This window comes from Citrobacter sp. Cf132 (assembly GCF_030333885.1).
Taxonomy (GTDB): Bacteria; Pseudomonadota; Gammaproteobacteria; order Enterobacterales; family Enterobacteriaceae; genus Citrobacter; species Citrobacter freundii.
In genome coordinates, this window is the sequence record NZ_JAOWFA010000037.1 from 1 (window position 1) to 15654 (window position 15654).

Here is a 15654-nt window from a genome sequence, read left to right on the forward strand (position 1 = left end):
GATGGGCTTTTTTGCGTGTGTGCGGGGTAAAAACCGCCGGGCTGAACGTATTGTGCAGGCCTGATAAGCGCAGCGCATCACGCAATTCCGGCGGCAGATTGCTGGATTCGACGTAACCGCCTTAATCGACTAACAAAAGCACACTGTCTCGATCTACTACACGGATCTCTCCCTCGAACATATCTGAATCCTTTCTCTGCTAATTAAAACCGTGATCTTTTCTGCATAATAATATATAACAATTATATAACATTTAATTCACCAAAAAACACACAACCATCATTGAGAAATTCACGCGATCGTTGGCAGGGGTACAATTCTAATGGCTGATAGTAGTGTAACTGAGAACGGGGCGCTGGCAGACGGCGATACCCGCCGTCGTATATGGGCGATTGTCGGAGCATCATCAGGGAATCTGGTCGAATGGTTTGATTTCTATATCTACTCTTTCTGTTCTCTTTATTTTGCTCATATCTTTTTCCCATCAGGAAATACCACCACACAACTCTTACAAACCGCCGGCGTGTTTGCCGCAGGCTTCTTGATGCGACCAATTGGAGGCTGGTTGTTTGGCCGTATTGCGGATAAGCACGGGCGTAAAAAGTCCATGTTGCTGTCCGTTTGTATGATGTGTATGGGATCGTTGGTGATCGCTTGTCTACCGGGATATGAAACTATCGGTACCTGGGCCCCTGCGCTATTATTGCTGGCCAGACTATTCCAGGGGTTATCTGTAGGTGGTGAATACGGAACCAGCGCGACCTATATGAGTGAAGTTGCCGTTGAAGGTAAGAAAGGTTTTTATGCTTCATTCCAGTACGTGACGTTAATCGGCGGACAGTTACTGGCATTGCTGGTTGTGGTCATATTACAGCACACGTTAGAAGACTCTGCGCTCAGAGCGTGGGGTTGGCGTATTCCATTTGCGTTGGGCGGCGTGCTGGCTATTGTTGCGCTATGGCTGCGTCGTCAACTGGATGAAACCTCGAAACAGGACGTTCGCGCGCTGAAAGAAGCGGGTTCCCTGAAAGGTCTGTGGCGTAATCGCAAAGCCTTTGTCATGGTGCTTGGCTTTACCGCCGCGGGTTCGTTGTGTTTTTACACGTTCACAACCTACATGCAGAAATACCTGGTCAATACCGCTGGTATGCATGCCAACGTAGCCAGCGGGATTATGACGGCGGCACTGTGTGTGTTCATGCTGGTTCAACCGCTGTTCGGCGCTTTGTCAGATAAGATTGGCCGGCGTACTTCAATGCTGTGTTTTGGCGCGTTGGCTGCGATTTTCACTGTTCCCATTCTGACAGCATTGCAAAGCGTAACATCCCCGTATATGGCGTTTGCTCTGGTGATGTGTGCCCTGTTAATCGTGAGTTTCTATACGTCAATCAGCGGTATTTTGAAGGCTGAGATGTTCCCGGCGCAGGTGCGTGCTCTGGGAGTTGGCTTATCTTATGCGGTGGCTAATGCCCTGTTTGGTGGCTCAGCTGAATATGTGGCGTTATCCCTGAAGTCTGTCGGTATGGAAACGACATTCTTCTGGTACGTCACCGCGCTGGCAGTTGTCGCGTTTTTAGTATCGCTGATGCTGCATGGGAAGGGGAAAGGTCTGCGCCTCTAGTAATGTGCCAGTTGCCAGACCGCATAGCCGGTAGACGCGCCTGCAACATCCCAGGCGAAGTCCTTCCAGCTCCAGCCGCTCCCTGCGGGACGGCTGTCCCACAGTTCTTTTGACGCGCCCAGGCTGACTGAGAACATCAGGCCGATAGCCGCACTGCGATCGCGGCTGTTGCCCTGATGTTGGGCATATTCATTGCCGGCTGCGGCAAGCATGGCGGAGGCGATGAAGTGTTGAGCTTTGTCTTGCCCACTCCACTGGTCGTTAGCCATGTGGCTGCAGCCAGAAATGGCCAGGATGCTGGTAAGAATGAACAGGCGCACCGTTGCCTCCATATGAAAAACCCCGTCACTGGACGGGGTCTTGATTACAGAATACGGCTAATTAATCTGTCGATACGAATACGGCGTAGTCGACGAATGAGCTTACGCACTTTGACTGGATAGTCAGCAATACTTTGCAGGTCGCGATAGTGCTTAACGACGGTAGTATGCGTACGGATAAGCTCCAGCTCTTTATCGCGCTGGGGAGTCAACTCTTGCTTAGGATCGTGGATAAGGATGGCGTTTTCCAGATCCAGACGCCAGGCGCGAGGGTTAAGGTTGTTGCCGGTGAGCAGCATCCATTTATCATCAACCCACATACCTTTCAGATGATAGGTGTTGTCATCATCTTTCCATAGGCGTACGACCAACTGGTCGGTATTTACGTAATACTGCAATCTGCTCAGGAAACGGCGCAGATTTATTTCATACAGATAAGGCAGCGCGCCGATGATCTTGAATGGCTCATCTTCTGGAATGAAAAAGTCGTTGGCGGTTTTATCACCGACAATGATTTCAACCTTTTTCCCTTCACGCAGCAGTTGAATGATATTGCGCACCAGTATGGCGGGCAGGTTGAAATAAGGGGTACAGATTGTGAGTTTGTGCTCCGCGCAGGGCATAAGATGGAAAATGGTCTTATTTAACAGACTGGATTTCCCAAGGCCCACCAGAGGCGTAACCGAAAGCTGTTCGTTATCAGCATCACCCTGAAAATGGAATGACGCATCACGCAGTTCTTGGCGGTACAGGCGGATGTCGTTTTTAATTTCCGGGCTTTTAGGTCGGTTGATATCATCAAGGCGGTTAACGCCGCGACCCTTTATCAGGTTCTGCGTAACCCAATCGAACATGATATCGGCCATTTGCGCATTGCGAATCAACTGATAACGGTCATAGCGATATTTATCATGCTGATGCAGGTAAACATCGTTCAGACTGGCCCCGCTGTACAGGACGCTGTCATCGATAATAAAGCCTTTGAAATGCAGGACGCCAAGTGCTTCACGGGTGTTAATCGGAACGCCATAAACAGGAATATCGATACCAGGGTTTTCTTGCGCCATTCGGCAATACCAGTCAGCATTAGTATTGGATGCCGCAGCCCCAATACGACCGCGCTGAGCTCTGTGCCAGTCGACAAGCACCCGGACATCCAGTTCAGGACGCTGCCGTTTTGCCGCATAGAGAGCGTCAAGTATGCCTTTACCACCGTCATCCTGTTCCAGGTACAGCGCAATAATGCAGATCCGTCGCGTCGCGCTGGCTATTTTTTCCAGCAGAGTCTCCCTGAAATTAGCGGGAGCATAAAAGAAATCTACATCATCAACTGACTGAGAAATCTTGGGTAGTTGGGCAAGGTGTTGTTGATGTTTATTACGCTTAAATTTTGACAACATCACAGTGCATTTCTTCTCTGTTCATTGAAGGGTCCTCTGTGCTATGCAGACGACATAAGCGGGCAATGATACCACCAGTACCCATTAATGTGGTCAACATTTCCAGTACCTTACTCACGATTCCTCACATTGGGCCAGATTAAGCGTTAGCCCAACAATTCCCTCTTCGAGCTGGACGTCAACAACAAACCCGAGTTTTCGGGCCAGGGCGACCATCCCACGATTGTTTGGCATCGTAATACCATTCAAACGTATAAGTCCGTGATCTCGGGTATATGCAATTAATTTTTCCATCAATCGGCGACCCAGTCCAAGCCCTTTGAGATCGGAACGAACAAGTACGGCAAACTCAGCATCTACGTTATCAGGATCCGAGATTGCTCGCGTTACGCCGAGGATCTCTTCGTGATTATCTTTACAACGCACTGCAACAAAAGCCATTTCCCGATCGTAGTCGATCTGCGTCATATTGGCTAAATCTTCGTGGGTAAATTCATTGATCTCACTGAAATAGCGATAATAAAGATCTTCTTTTGTCACTTGAGAAATGAACTGCTGTAGATGAGGTTCATCCTCCGGTAAAATGGGGCGGAACAGACAGCGCTCGCCGTTCTTCAACTCCACCCACTCTTCAAGCTGATGGGGGTAGGGACGTACAGCCAGCCTGCTTTCGTTATCTCCCGCGAAAGGGGCAATATCCAGCGTAACGTCCAGCGCGGTAAATTCTTCGGCGGAGGCCAGCAGAGGATGAATATCCAGACGCTGAATTTCCGGGCAGTCGACGATCAAGTTGGAGACCTGCACCAGAAGTTGGCTCAACCCGGCGATATCCAGCGGACGTAGTGCGCTGCGAGCGCGGATCTTTTTATTTTTGATCCCCTGGATCACCAGATAACGCGCCAGATTCATGTTCAATGGCGGCAAGGCCACCACGGCTTGCTCTTCCGGTCGCCACTCAACGCCACCTTCACCCAGCATAATCAACGGACCAAATACCGGGTCGTGTTCAACGACGACGCGAAGTTCTTGAGCACCAGCGCGATTCGCCATACTTTGTACTAATAAACCGTGAATGCGTGCCTGCGGCCAGGCCATTTTTACCCGATCGAAAATTGCATTGGCAGCCTGCTGCACTTCTGTTGCTGTACGCAGGTAGAGCATTACCCCCTGAACTTCCGACTTATGCGGGATATCAGGAGAACGCAGCTTGAGCGCCACCGGGTAGCCGATTTGCTCCGCGATGTGTACGGCCTCTGCGCTGTCGCTGGCGATCCATGTCGGCAGTGTATGTAAGCCATAGGCCTGTAAAATAGGCTGAACTTCATGAGTATCCAGTGACGTTGCGCCTTCTGCAATCGCCTGTTGTAACAGATTATGCGCTTCGGCGGTGTTGGTGGTCAGATTGTCGGGTAGCGCTGGCGTTTCACGCAGTTGCTTCTGGTTACGCCGGTACTCCACCATATGCATAAATGCAGTGATAGTGCCTTCAGGCGTGCGGTAGGTTGGTAATCCGGCTTCGCTAAACAGTCTGCGGGCTTCCTGAGAGGAAAACTCTCCGCACCAGTTGGTCAGCAACGAGACGAATTTTCCTCGGGGATGATGCTTTACCGCTTCAATCAATGCCTGTGCGCTTTCGGTTCCGGGAGCGGCTGCGCTGGGTGAATGAATCACCATCAACGCGTCGAAATCCTGGCTGGCGAGCAAAATATCCAGCGTCTTAACGTAGTGTTCGCTGCTGGCGTCATCACGCAGATCCAGTGGGTTGGCGATATCAACATGTTCAGGCAAGGCATCGCGTAATTTCTGGCAGGTGTCTTCATTCAACGTCGCCAACTTGCCATTTTTTGACCACAGTTCATCTAATGCCAGTGCGGCAGGCGCGGCCCCATTGCTGATGATCATTAGCCTGTCGCCACGTAGTGGACGCATGTGGCTCAAGGTTTCGACTGCTGAGAACAGCTCGTGAGTGTCTTGTACGCGCAGTAAACCGGCGCGCTGAATAGCTGCATCCCACGCAGGGTCCATCCCGGCGCTGGTATGCAGTAAACGCTGCGCTGCAGGGCTGCGACCGCTCTTAATCACCAGAATAGGTTTATTGCGCGAGGCGCTACGGGCGGCGGAAACAAAGCGCCGGGCATCACTTAAATGTTCGAGATACAGCAAAATCGCGCTGGTTTTACTGTCGCGTGCCAGGTAATCCAGTAGCTCATCAACGTCGATATCCAGGCTATCACCCAGCGCGATAAAGTAAGAAAAGCCCATTTCTCTCTGCTGTGCCCAGTCGAGTATGGTATTGGACACGGCGGCGGATTGAGAGATGAAAGCCAGCTTGCCGCGCTTAATCGGGACGGGGGAAAAGCTGGCGTTAAGTCCTTGCCAGGGTGCGAGAAGTCCCAGGCTGTTGGGACCCAGAAGACGTATGTTGTAGCGTGATGCGCAGGCCAGCAGCTCCGCGTGCTGCGCCGAGGGTGCTGAGAGAATAATGCAGGTTTTACAACCTTTCTCGCCAAGTGCTTCGAGTAATGCCAGGTTACGGCTGGCATTGGTGCACAACACGGCGAGATCGGGGCTAAAAGGCAGGCTGTTGATATTGGGCCACGCCAGTACGCCCAACACCGCTTTCCATGCGGGCGTCACCGGTAAAACAGGTCCATTGAAACCGCCAGCAAGCAGGTTACGCATCATCAGGTAACCTGCGCGATTAGGCTTCATTGACGCCCCAATCACCGCAATGGATTTCGGTCGCAATAGTGCTTCCAGACCACGCTGACTCATATCGGCTTCCTTAATGACACCAGTGACCGAATGATTTTAAACGTTTTCTGATAAATCTGCTGTGACGCTTCCCTGATGTTGAGTTTTTCCTGCCAGGTAGCGGGTTTTAAAGCGAGTAAAATGATCGCTTAACCCTTCTGCGGCTTGCGTATCTCCCGCCAGATCCAACAAGGCGATGGCCACCTCGGCTGTGCAATATTGCCCTTCGGCGTGAACGCCACGCAGGTGGTAAGCAGAAAGGCGTGATAAATCAACAGAGATCACCGGCAGGTTATCGAGGTACGGGCTTTTGCGGAACATTTTACGCGCCTCAGGCCAGGTGCCGTCGAGCATGATAAACAATGGGGGCTTACCGGCTGGTGGCGTGAAAATCACTTCACGCTCTTCACCCGCATAGGAGGCCGGGAATACAACCATCGGCTGGTAATCCGGATTTTTTACCAGTTCCAGCAGCGCCTGCGGTGGCTCAGTGCGTGACCACTGAAAAGCCGTGGTATCGGGCAGAATATCAGCAATTAAACGCCCCGTGTTGCTGGGCTTCATCGGCTCGGTGTCAAACATCACCAGACAAAAGCGACTTTTTGCCTCAGAGGGCGCCAGAGTTGCGCACAAACAGAGCTTCTGCGGCAGCAGGCAGCGTTGACAGCGGCGAACGCGATTACCTCGGGCAAGGAAAGGACGCGTGGCGCGCGCGAGGCGCTCAGCGCGTAACTGAAGAACAGCGTTATCGGTCATGGGGAAACACGTTGAAAAACGCTATTGTCGCAGAGGTGAAAACGGGGCACAAGATGCGCCCCGTAGAGATTATAATGATTCGTTAAGCCAGCTATCAAACGGGGCTTTTGGTACAGCGCCGTTAAGCATGTCGACGATTTCACCTTTTCTGAAGATCATGATGGTCGGAATGCTGCGGATACCGAAACGGGCGCTGAGTTCACGCTCGGCTTCCGTATTCACTTTAACAAAACGCACTTTGCCGCTACGCTCTTCCGCGACATCTTCAAAAATCGGGGCGAAGTTACGACATGGACCACACCAGGGGGCCCAAAAGTCAACGACAACCGGGAGATCGTCTTTTAACAGTTTATCCAGTGTCTCACCGGTCGCATTGATCACCTCCCCATCAAACAGGTCGTGACCACAGCGTCCGCATTTAGCCGCTTCCTGGACACGATCGTCAGGGATGCGGTTGATAGCCTGGCAGCTGGTACAAACGGTATTCATAACTAACCTCTGGATGAGTGGAGTGGACTTCACGGCATAAACGCCAGTATGTTTCTATTATGTTACATATTATCGGAGAGTCTGTTCTAAACAACAATGCGTTTTATTCAATGAGTACAATAGTCCTTAGCTTTTAAATGAAATAATGGCTAACGACGTGCACATCGGGTAATCTGCGCGCTTCGCGCAGAGCAGGTGGAGAAAAACATGAGCGACGAACTGAAGAACAAAAACGGCAAGGTCAAAGTGATGTACGTCCGCAGTGACGATGACTCGGATAAACGCACCCAAAATCCACGTACTGGCAAAGGCGGCGGTCGCCCCGGTACTTCCCGAGCCGAAGGCGGTCGTCGCCCTGCCCGTGATGAACGAAAGGGTCCGAACAGCGAACGTGGTCGTGAACGCGGGCGTGACCGCGATGTAGAACGCGACCGCAGACGTGAAGATTCACCGTGGCGTACCGTTTCCCGCGCACCGAATGATGACGCAGCGGATAAAGCCGATCACGGCGGTATTAGCGGTAAGAGCTTTATCGATCCTGAAGTATTACGCCGTCAGCGCGCGGAAGAAACCCGCGTTTATGGTGAGAATGCCTGTCAGGCTCTGTTCCAGAGTCGTCCGGACGCTATCGTCCGCGCCTGGTTTGTTCAGAGCGTAACCCCGCGTTTTAAAGAAGCATTACGCTGGATGGCGGCAAACCGCAAAGCCTATCACGTGGTTGACGAAGCCGAGCTGGCGAAAGCCTCTGGCACTGAACACCACGGTGGCGTCTGTTTCCTGATCAAAAAACGTAACGGTACTACCGTTACGCAGTGGGTCGGTCAGGCAGGGGCGCAGGATTGCGTGCTGGCACTGGAAGATATCGCTAACCCGCATAACCTGGGCGGTATGATGCGTAGCTGCGCGCACTTCGGTGTGAAAGGCGTGGTGGTTCAGGATGCGGCGCTGCTGGAATCGGGGGCGGCTATCCGTACTGCTGAAGGTGGAGCAGAGCATGTTCAGCCGATTACCGGTGACAGCATTGTCGATGTGTTGGACGATTTCCGTAACGCGGGTTACACGGTAGTGATGACCTCAAGCGTGAAAGGTAAACCGCTGTTTACTACCACGCTGCCGGAAAAAATGGTGCTGGTATTAGGGCGTGAGCGTGAAGCTCTGCCAGAAGCAGCATGTTCAGCCGACGACCTGTGCGTGGCGATTGACGGTACCGGCAAGGTAGAAACGCTCAATGTTTCTGTCGCGACCGGCGTGTTGCTCGCGGAGTGGTGGCGTCAGAACAAAGCCTGATAATAAAAATGCCAGCGAATCGCTGGCATTTTTTTACTCGCTTTCTGCGGGTAATACCGGCATCCAGTCAATCGGTTTTTCACCTCGTTGTTCCAGCCATTCATTCGCCAGTACAAAGTGATTGCAACCAAAGAAACCGCGATGCGCAGAGAGTGGTGATGGGTGGGGCGCTTTCAACACATGGTGACGCTGCGCATCAATAATCGCGCCTTTCTTCTGTGCGTGAGAACCCCAGAGCAGGAAAACCACGCCTTCCCGATGTTGGTTAATCAGGCTGATGACTTTATCGGTAAAGGTTTCCCATCCAAGGCTGGCGTGAGAATGTGCCTGACCGGCGCGAACGGTGAGTACGGTGTTGAGTAACAGTACGCCCTGGCGTGCCCAGCTTTCCAGATATCCGTGCGTGGGGCGTGTGAAGCCGGGAATTGTTGCTTCCAGCTCTTTGTACATGTTCAGCAACGAAGGCGGAGTGGCAATGCCGGGGCGGACAGAGAACGCGAGACCGTGTGCCTGGCCTGGGCCGTGGTAAGGATCCTGACCCAGGATGACAACTTTCACGTCACCAAGCTCGGTAAAACGAAACGCGTTAAACACATCTTTTTGCGGCGGATAAATTGTCATTCCTGACTGACGCTCGCCGGCAACAGTATGCAGTGTGTTAACAAAATAAGGCTGCTGTTTTTCTTCAGCCAGCACATCGTGCCAGGTTAATTCGGTGGCCATCTCGCTCTCCTGCGAATTTTCAATCCCCCTAGCTTAACTGCTTCTTTCGACGTCGCAAAATTCTGTACGTTTCTCAATGGTCTACCCCTTAAAGATAGTTGAAAATTTATGTAAAACGTTTAGCTATGTACACGGCGTAAGTTGATGTAAAACAATAAAATCTATCTATCACCACTTTTCATGTGTGGTTTTTATTGATTTAAATCAAAGATTCAAGGGTGTGTGAGGGGTATATATACACTCAAGCAACAATGGTTTTACCAATTGGCCGGATGACGGCCAACCGAGATCAAATAATTTTGCCGGGGAGGCATCAAATGATTACAGGTATCCAGATTACTAAAGCTGCAAACGACGACCTGCTGAACTCTTTCTGGCTGCTGGACAGCGAAAAAGGCGAAGCACGCTGCATCGTTGCGAAAGCAGGTTTCAATGCTGATGAAGTCGTTGCTGTCAGCAAACTGGGCGAAATCGAATACCGTGAAGTACCGGTAGACGTACAGCCGGAAGTCCGCGTGGAAGGTGGTCAGCACCTGAACGTGAACGTTCTGCGTCGCGAAACGCTGGAAGATGCAGTTAAGCATCCGGAAAAATATCCGCAGTTGACCATCCGTGTTTCTGGTTATGCAGTGCGTTTCAACTCTCTGACCCCAGAACAGCAGCGCGACGTTATTGCTCGTACCTTTACTGAGAGCCTGTAAGGCTCACGGGGAATAGCCCCGTTTAGCAAAGAATCAAAAAGCGGAAGATGCCAGTGTGTCTTCCGCTTTTTTGCATCCGTTAGTAAAAGATCCTTACCGCGCAATACACCAACAGCAGCGCCAGAATGATATTCAACTGCCGGCCGTAACGGCGAAAAACGCGCTGAAAAAGATGGCCCGCCAGCGCCCAGCAGGCATTTCCGAAGGTGCCGATCAGCGCCAACAGAATACTCACCCCAATCAGCCAGTGTGCGTCCTGAGTGTACGGTAATACAAACGTGGATAACGCGGTAATGCCGTACAAAATGATTTTCACGTTAACAAACTGCAAGCCAAAACTCGCCCAGAAGCTAATCGGCTCTGACCGCAAACCATCGTTTGTAGCCGGGCTGGTGGCGATCTTCAGCGCCAGCCACAGGATATAAGCTGCCCCAGCCCAACTGAGCCAATGGATAATGGCAGGATCCATAACCGCCAGTGAAAATGAAATCCCGGCGCACATCAGCATGACGATTAAAAAGCCCAAACTCATTCCGGCCAGTACGCGCGTACTCTGACGAAAATCGTGTGATGTCGCGGCACTGAGCGCAAGGATGTTGTTTGGTCCGGGGGTTAGCGCGGTAATCAATGTATAGGTCCAGAATGCACTTAAAAGGGTGGGGGTCACTTGTTATCTCCTCTGTTTTGGTAGACAGTACCCGAGACAAAACATTTAAAAAAATGAATGTTTTTGCATTCTGAATTCGATATTTTCGATGGGTTAGTGCGAATGGATTTACGTCGGTTTATTACGTTAAAAACAGTGGTGGAAGAGGGCTCATTCCTGCGGGCATCACAAAAACTGTGTTGTACGCAATCAACAGTTACCTTTCATATTCAACAGCTTGAGCAAGAACTTTCGGTGCAGTTGTTTGAAAAAATTGGACGCCGGATGTGTCTCACCAGTGAGGGAAAACGGCTGATGCCGCATATCCATGACCTGACGCGCGTGATGGCATCGATTCGACAGTCAGCACATCAGGATGCGCAGCCGAGCGGCGAGCTACGTGTCGCGACGGGCGAAACGCTGCTGGCGTATAAAATGCCGCAGGTTTTACAGCGATTTAAACAACGTGCGCCCCATGTGCGGTTGTCTTTGCAGTCACTCAATTGTTATGTCATTCGCGATGCGTTGCTCAGTGATGAGGTCGATCTGGGGGTGTTTTATCGGGTGGGTAATGACGATGCCCTTGAGTTGATGCCGCTTGGCGATCAGTCACTGGCATTAGTTGCTTCGCCGCTGCTCCAGCACGTTGATTTTACTCAATATAACCAGCACATTCCCTGCAGTTTTATCATTAATGAGCCGCAATGTATTTTCAGACAGCGCTTCGAGGGGCTACTGCGTAAACGACAGATTACGCTGGAAAATACCATTGAACTATGGAGCATTGAAAGCATTAAGCAGTGCGTATCGGCAAATCTTGGGGTCAGCTTTTTGCCGCGTTTTGCCGTTGAGAAGGAGCTACGTTCTGGGGAATTGATTGAATTACCGTACAGTGAACAACCTGAGTTAATTACGGCATTGTGTGGTTATCATGCCGGAAAAGTCGTTAGTCCGGCGATGCGGGTGTTTCTTGAGTGTATTGAAGAGAGTTTTGCATCACGTGAAAAAATGCCGGGCTAAACGGCCCGGCATTCGGTTTACTCTTTGTCGGACTGCTGGGTAGCAGCTCCGCTCGGCTTACGACGTTTGCCGATATTTTTTGCATCGCGGTGACGTTTTTTCACCCGCGGTTTCTCTTTCTCTTTCGCTTTTTTCTCGGCGCGCTTCGCCAGCACTTTCTTGGATGGTTTACCGTTGGATTTCTCACTTGGCGCGCGCGTGGTTGGACGCAGTTCGTCGATGACGCGTGCTTTCAGCGGTTCGTCAATATAGCGGCTCGCTTTGCCGAGAAGCAGATGGTCGTGCGCTTCAACCAAAGAGATCGCAGTACCTTTACGACCTGCGCGACCGGTACGGCCAATGCGGTGCAGATAGGCATCACCACTGCGCGGCATGTCGAAGTTAAACACATGGCTGACGTCAGGAATATCGATCCCGCGAGCGGCAACGTCGGTGGCTACCAGCACGTTCACGCGGCCATCGGTCAGGCGTTTGATCGCTTCATTGCGTTTGTTCTGCACCATCTCGCCTTCGAGATAGCAGTTGTTAATGCCCGCCTGGCGCAGCCAGCCTGCCAGCTCGTGCACACGCTCGCGTTTACGTACGAAGACAATCGAGCGGGTCGCTTCCGGCTGTTTTAACAGATGGATCAACAGCGCAGTTTTGTGCTCGATGTCATCGGCACGGTAGTAAAACTGATGGATCTTCTTGCGTTCGCGGGTGGACGGATCCGCTGAGACTTCGACCGGATCTTCCAACAGACGCTCGGCAAAATCTTTAATCGCATCGCCTTCCAGCGTGGCGGAGAACAGCATGGTTTGCTTACGCCAGCGGGTTTCACCGGCGATATGTTCGATGTCCTGGGCAAAACCCATGTCCAGCATACGATCTGCTTCATCGAGAATTAGCGTCTCAACCGCATGGCAGTCGAAGTTTTCTTCTTTAATGTATTGCAGCAGACGACCCGTGGTGGCAACCACGATGTCCTGGTTTTCGCTAAAGACTTCCATGTGGTTCATGTAAGCCACGCCGCCGGTAATGGTCGCGATATCCAGATGCGTATTTTTCGCCAGCTCACGGGCGTGTTCAGCAACCTGCATCGCCAGTTCGCGCGTTGGCGTCAGGATTAAAATGCGCGGCGGACCAGATTTCTTGCGTGGGAAGTCGAGCAGGTGCTGCAACGCTGGCAGCAAATATGCCGCCGTTTTACCGGTGCCTGTCGGCGCAGAACCGAGTACATCACGGCCATCGAGCGCAGGCGGAATGGCGGCAGCCTGAATGGCGGTCGGGCGAGTGAAACCTTTTTCCTGGAGGGCATCCAGAAGGCTTTCATCGAGTTCAAGTTCGGAAAAAGTCGTTACAGTCATGTTCTACCTCTGAGTGGGGCGCTGATTATAGACGTTACGGCTGCAATCTTCATCTGTTTGTATGGATATACCTTCTCAGGTATTGTTTTTATCCTATGTTATCGTTTTTTTTCCAGGAAGGTTGTTCTTCATGCCCCAGTCTACATCCGTACTGAAACGTAATGGATTTACTTTTAAGCAGTTTTTTGTGGCACACGATCGCTGTGCAATGAAAGTCGGAACGGACGGTATTTTATTGGGGGCCTGGGCCCCCGTTGCGGGCGTAAAGCGGATCCTGGATATTGGTACCGGGAGCGGCCTGTTGGCGCTGATGCTGGCCCAGCGCACTGATGAAAACGTCATCATTGACGCCGTGGAGCTTGATGTCGACGCCGCGCAGCAGGCGCAGGAGAACATCGCGCAATCTCCGTGGATGCATCGCGTGAGTGTTCATACAGAAGATGCGCAACAGTGGATACCGCGTCAGACTGTGCGTTTTGATTTGATAATCAGCAATCCTCCCTATTATGAACAGGGCGTGGAATGCGCTACACCGCAGCGCGAGCAGGCCCGCTATACCACCTCGCTCGATCACCAGGCGTTGCTTACGCTGGCGGCGGACAGCATTACGGAAGACGGCTTTTTTTGTGTGGTGCTACCGGAGCAGATTGGTAACGCATTTACTCAGCAGGCGCTTAGCATGGGCTGGCATCTGCGATTGCGCACGGATGTAGCAGAAACCGAGGCCCGTCTACCGCATCGGGTATTGCTGGCATTCTCCCCGCAGGCCGGGGAGTGCTTTAGCGACAGGCTGGTGATCCGTGGGCCAGACCAACGTTACTCTGATGGTTATACGGCGCTGACCCAGGCGTTCTATCTGTTTATGTGATGACTGAGCGGCGAGAGAATTGACGGGCCCGCCTCTGGAAGTTGTTCTGGATAATCCAGCGTGTAGTGCAGGCCCCGACTCTCTTTGCGCATCATCGCGCAGCGGACAATCAGCTCGGCAACCTGCACCAGATTGCGCAGCTCCAGTAGGTTGTTCGACACACGGAAATGGGCGTAATACTCGTCGATTTCCTGTTGCAGCATGGTGATACGACGCAGGGCGCGTTCCAGACGTTTAGTGGTGCGCACAATACCGACGTAATCCCACATGAACAGCCGCAGCTCATGCCAGTTATGCTGGATAACAACCAATTCATCTGGATTTTCTACCCGGCTTTCATCCCAGCCCGGGAGCGTGCTGACGCCGCGTGCATAAGGCATACGCCTGTCGATATCTTCAGCCGCGGACCAACCGTAAACCAGACACTCCAGCAATGAGTTCGATGCCATCCGGTTGGCGCCATGCAGGCCGGTGTAACTCACTTCGCCGATCGCATACAGCCCATCGACATCGGTACGGCCAAAGTCATCAACCATCACGCCGCCGCAGGTATAGTGCGCGGCAGGCACGATGGGAACAGGTTCTTTGGTTAGATCAATGCCCAGTCCCAGCAACTTTTCATAAATCATCGGAAAATGCTGGCGAACAAATTCTTCCGGTTTATGACTGATATCGAGGAACATGCAATCTGCACCCAGGCGCTTCATTTCATGATCAATGGCGCGGGCGACAATATCGCGGGGAGCCAGTTCGCCACGCTCGTCAAAATCGGGCATAAAGCGTGAACCGTCCGGGCGTTTTAGGTGCGCGCCTTCGCCGCGCAGCGCTTCGGTCAGCAGAAAATTGCGCGCCTGCGGATGATACAGCGCTGTTGGGTGAAACTGGTTAAACTCCAGGTTGGCGACGCGGCATCCCGCACGCCAGGCCATTGCAATTCCGTCACCCGAGGAAATATCCGGATTGGTGGTGTATTGATACACCTTTGACGCGCCGCCAGTGGCCAGCACTACCGACTTAGCATGGCAGGTTTCTACGGCTTCTTTATTACGATTCCAGATCCAGGCTCCGACAACCCGACGCGTTCCCGGCAGACCGATTTTATCGGAGACAATCAGGTCGACAGCATTACTGCGCTCGAGAACCCGGATGTTGGGATGATTTTGTGCCTGGCTGACGAGGGTGGTTTCGACTTCTTTGCCGGTAGCATCCGCAGCGTGCAGGATACGTCGATGGCTGTGACCGCCTTCACGGGTCAGGTGATAGCTCTCTTCACCGTTAGGCTGAACCTGCGTATCAAATAAGACGCCCTGATCGATTAGCCATTGAACGCAGGTACGGGCATTGCTGGCGACAAATTCCACCGCATGGCGATCGCACAACCCGGCCCCGGCAATCAGCGTATCTTCAACGTGGGAGTCGATACTGTCGGTTTCATCGAAAACCGCGGCAATACCGCCCTGGGCATAAAATGTCGAGCCTTCGCTGACCGGCCCTTTGCTCAGGACAATAACCTGATGCTTTTCAGCCAGGCGCAGCGCCAGTGAGAGTCCGGCAGCCCCGCTGCCAATGATCAGCACGTCACAGGATAATTCAGGAGTCGTATTCATGATTTTTGTTTAATTTACTAAACAGTGTTTGGTCACCATAGCACCACATTGCGCGATACTGCACGTTTTATTTTTAAACGTGTTGCAATGACTAAACATGAAAGAAAAACATGATG

14 protein-coding genes are annotated in these 15654 nt (G+C 52.1%); 5 read left to right on the forward strand and 9 right to left on the reverse strand.

Annotated elements, in window-relative coordinates; genetic code table 11:
* Positions 1–322: 322 nt before the first annotated feature.
* Entirely contained in the window at positions 323–1621 is a 1299-nt protein-coding gene (locus OGV85_RS03280) for an MFS transporter (protein ID WP_061547748.1), read from the forward strand.
* On the opposite strand, the gene OGV85_RS03285 is transcribed toward OGV85_RS03280, so the two are convergent.
* The 5 genes from OGV85_RS03285 to trxC form a co-directional block, all read right to left on the reverse strand.
* Positions 1618–1953, reverse strand: coding sequence for a YfiM family lipoprotein (locus OGV85_RS03285; RefSeq protein WP_153687927.1), 336 nt, complete (start codon positions 1951–1953; stop codon positions 1618–1620). The genes OGV85_RS03280 and OGV85_RS03285 overlap by 4 nt on opposite strands.
* Positions 1954–1985: 32 nt before the next feature.
* Positions 1986–3341, reverse strand: a complete 1356-nt coding sequence (gene pssA, locus OGV85_RS03290) for a CDP-diacylglycerol--serine O-phosphatidyltransferase (RefSeq protein ID WP_008319601.1) — start codon at positions 3339–3341, stop codon at positions 1986–1988.
* 114 nt (positions 3342–3455) lie between these two features.
* Positions 3456–6116, reverse strand: coding sequence for a bifunctional acetate--CoA ligase family protein/GNAT family N-acetyltransferase (locus tag OGV85_RS03300; protein WP_003037556.1), 2661 nt, complete (start codon positions 6114–6116; stop codon positions 3456–3458).
* Positions 6117–6152: 36 nt separating this feature from the next.
* A complete protein-coding gene (gene tapT / locus OGV85_RS03305) occupies positions 6153–6851 on the reverse strand; it encodes a tRNA-uridine aminocarboxypropyltransferase (RefSeq protein ID WP_003037557.1) in 699 nt (232 codons plus the stop codon).
* A gap of 69 nt (positions 6852–6920) precedes the next feature.
* Positions 6921–7340 carry a thioredoxin TrxC gene (gene trxC / locus OGV85_RS03310; RefSeq protein WP_003037559.1) on the reverse strand — a complete coding sequence of 140 codons (420 nt, stop codon included), beginning with the start codon at positions 7338–7340 and terminating at the stop codon, positions 6921–6923.
* A 207-nt stretch (positions 7341–7547) separates the two neighbouring features.
* Here trxC and OGV85_RS03315 point away from each other — a divergent pair, with 207 nt between their 5' ends.
* Entirely contained in the window at positions 7548–8627 is a 1080-nt protein-coding gene (locus tag OGV85_RS03315; protein WP_061547746.1) for a tRNA/rRNA methyltransferase, read from the forward strand.
* Positions 8628–8660: 33 nt separating this feature from the next.
* On the opposite strand, the gene ung is transcribed toward OGV85_RS03315, so the two are convergent.
* Positions 8661–9350, reverse strand: coding sequence for a uracil-DNA glycosylase (ung, locus tag OGV85_RS03320; RefSeq protein WP_003037561.1), 690 nt, complete (start codon positions 9348–9350; stop codon positions 8661–8663).
* Positions 9351–9667: 317 nt separating this feature from the next.
* Between ung and grcA the strand changes: the two genes are divergently transcribed.
* Positions 9668–10051: an autonomous glycyl radical cofactor GrcA gene (grcA, locus tag OGV85_RS03325; protein ID WP_003037563.1), complete on the forward strand. Its 384-nt coding sequence runs from the start codon at positions 9668–9670 to the stop codon at positions 10049–10051.
* A gap of 79 nt (positions 10052–10130) precedes the next feature.
* Here the strand turns inward: grcA and eamB are convergent, their stop codons facing one another.
* Positions 10131–10718 carry a cysteine/O-acetylserine transporter gene (gene eamB / locus OGV85_RS03330; RefSeq protein WP_061547744.1) on the reverse strand — a complete coding sequence of 196 codons (588 nt, stop codon included), beginning with the start codon at positions 10716–10718 and terminating at the stop codon, positions 10131–10133.
* Positions 10719–10820: 102 nt separating this feature from the next.
* Between eamB and OGV85_RS03335 the strand changes: the two genes are divergently transcribed.
* Positions 10821–11717: a LysR family transcriptional regulator gene (locus tag OGV85_RS03335; protein ID WP_086504434.1), complete on the forward strand. Its 897-nt coding sequence runs from the start codon at positions 10821–10823 to the stop codon at positions 11715–11717.
* Positions 11718–11734: 17 nt separating this feature from the next.
* Here the strand turns inward: OGV85_RS03335 and srmB are convergent, their stop codons facing one another.
* On the reverse strand, positions 11735–13063 hold the full coding sequence (gene srmB / locus OGV85_RS03340; protein WP_003037569.1) for an ATP-dependent RNA helicase SrmB: 1329 nt from the start codon (positions 13061–13063) through the stop codon (positions 11735–11737).
* Between the two features lie 130 nt (positions 13064–13193).
* On the opposite strand from srmB, the gene trmN reads away from it, so the two are divergent.
* Positions 13194–13931 (forward strand): tRNA(1)(Val) (adenine(37)-N(6))-methyltransferase TrmN, encoded by a 738-nt coding sequence (gene trmN, locus OGV85_RS03345; RefSeq protein WP_048232567.1) that lies wholly within the window; start codon positions 13194–13196, stop codon positions 13929–13931.
* Here trmN and nadB read toward each other — a convergent pair.
* Positions 13916–15538, reverse strand: a complete 1623-nt coding sequence (nadB, locus tag OGV85_RS03350; protein WP_003037572.1) for an L-aspartate oxidase — start codon at positions 15536–15538, stop codon at positions 13916–13918. The two genes, trmN and nadB, sit on opposite strands and share 16 nt — an antisense overlap.
* Positions 15539–15654: the final 116 nt, after the last annotated feature.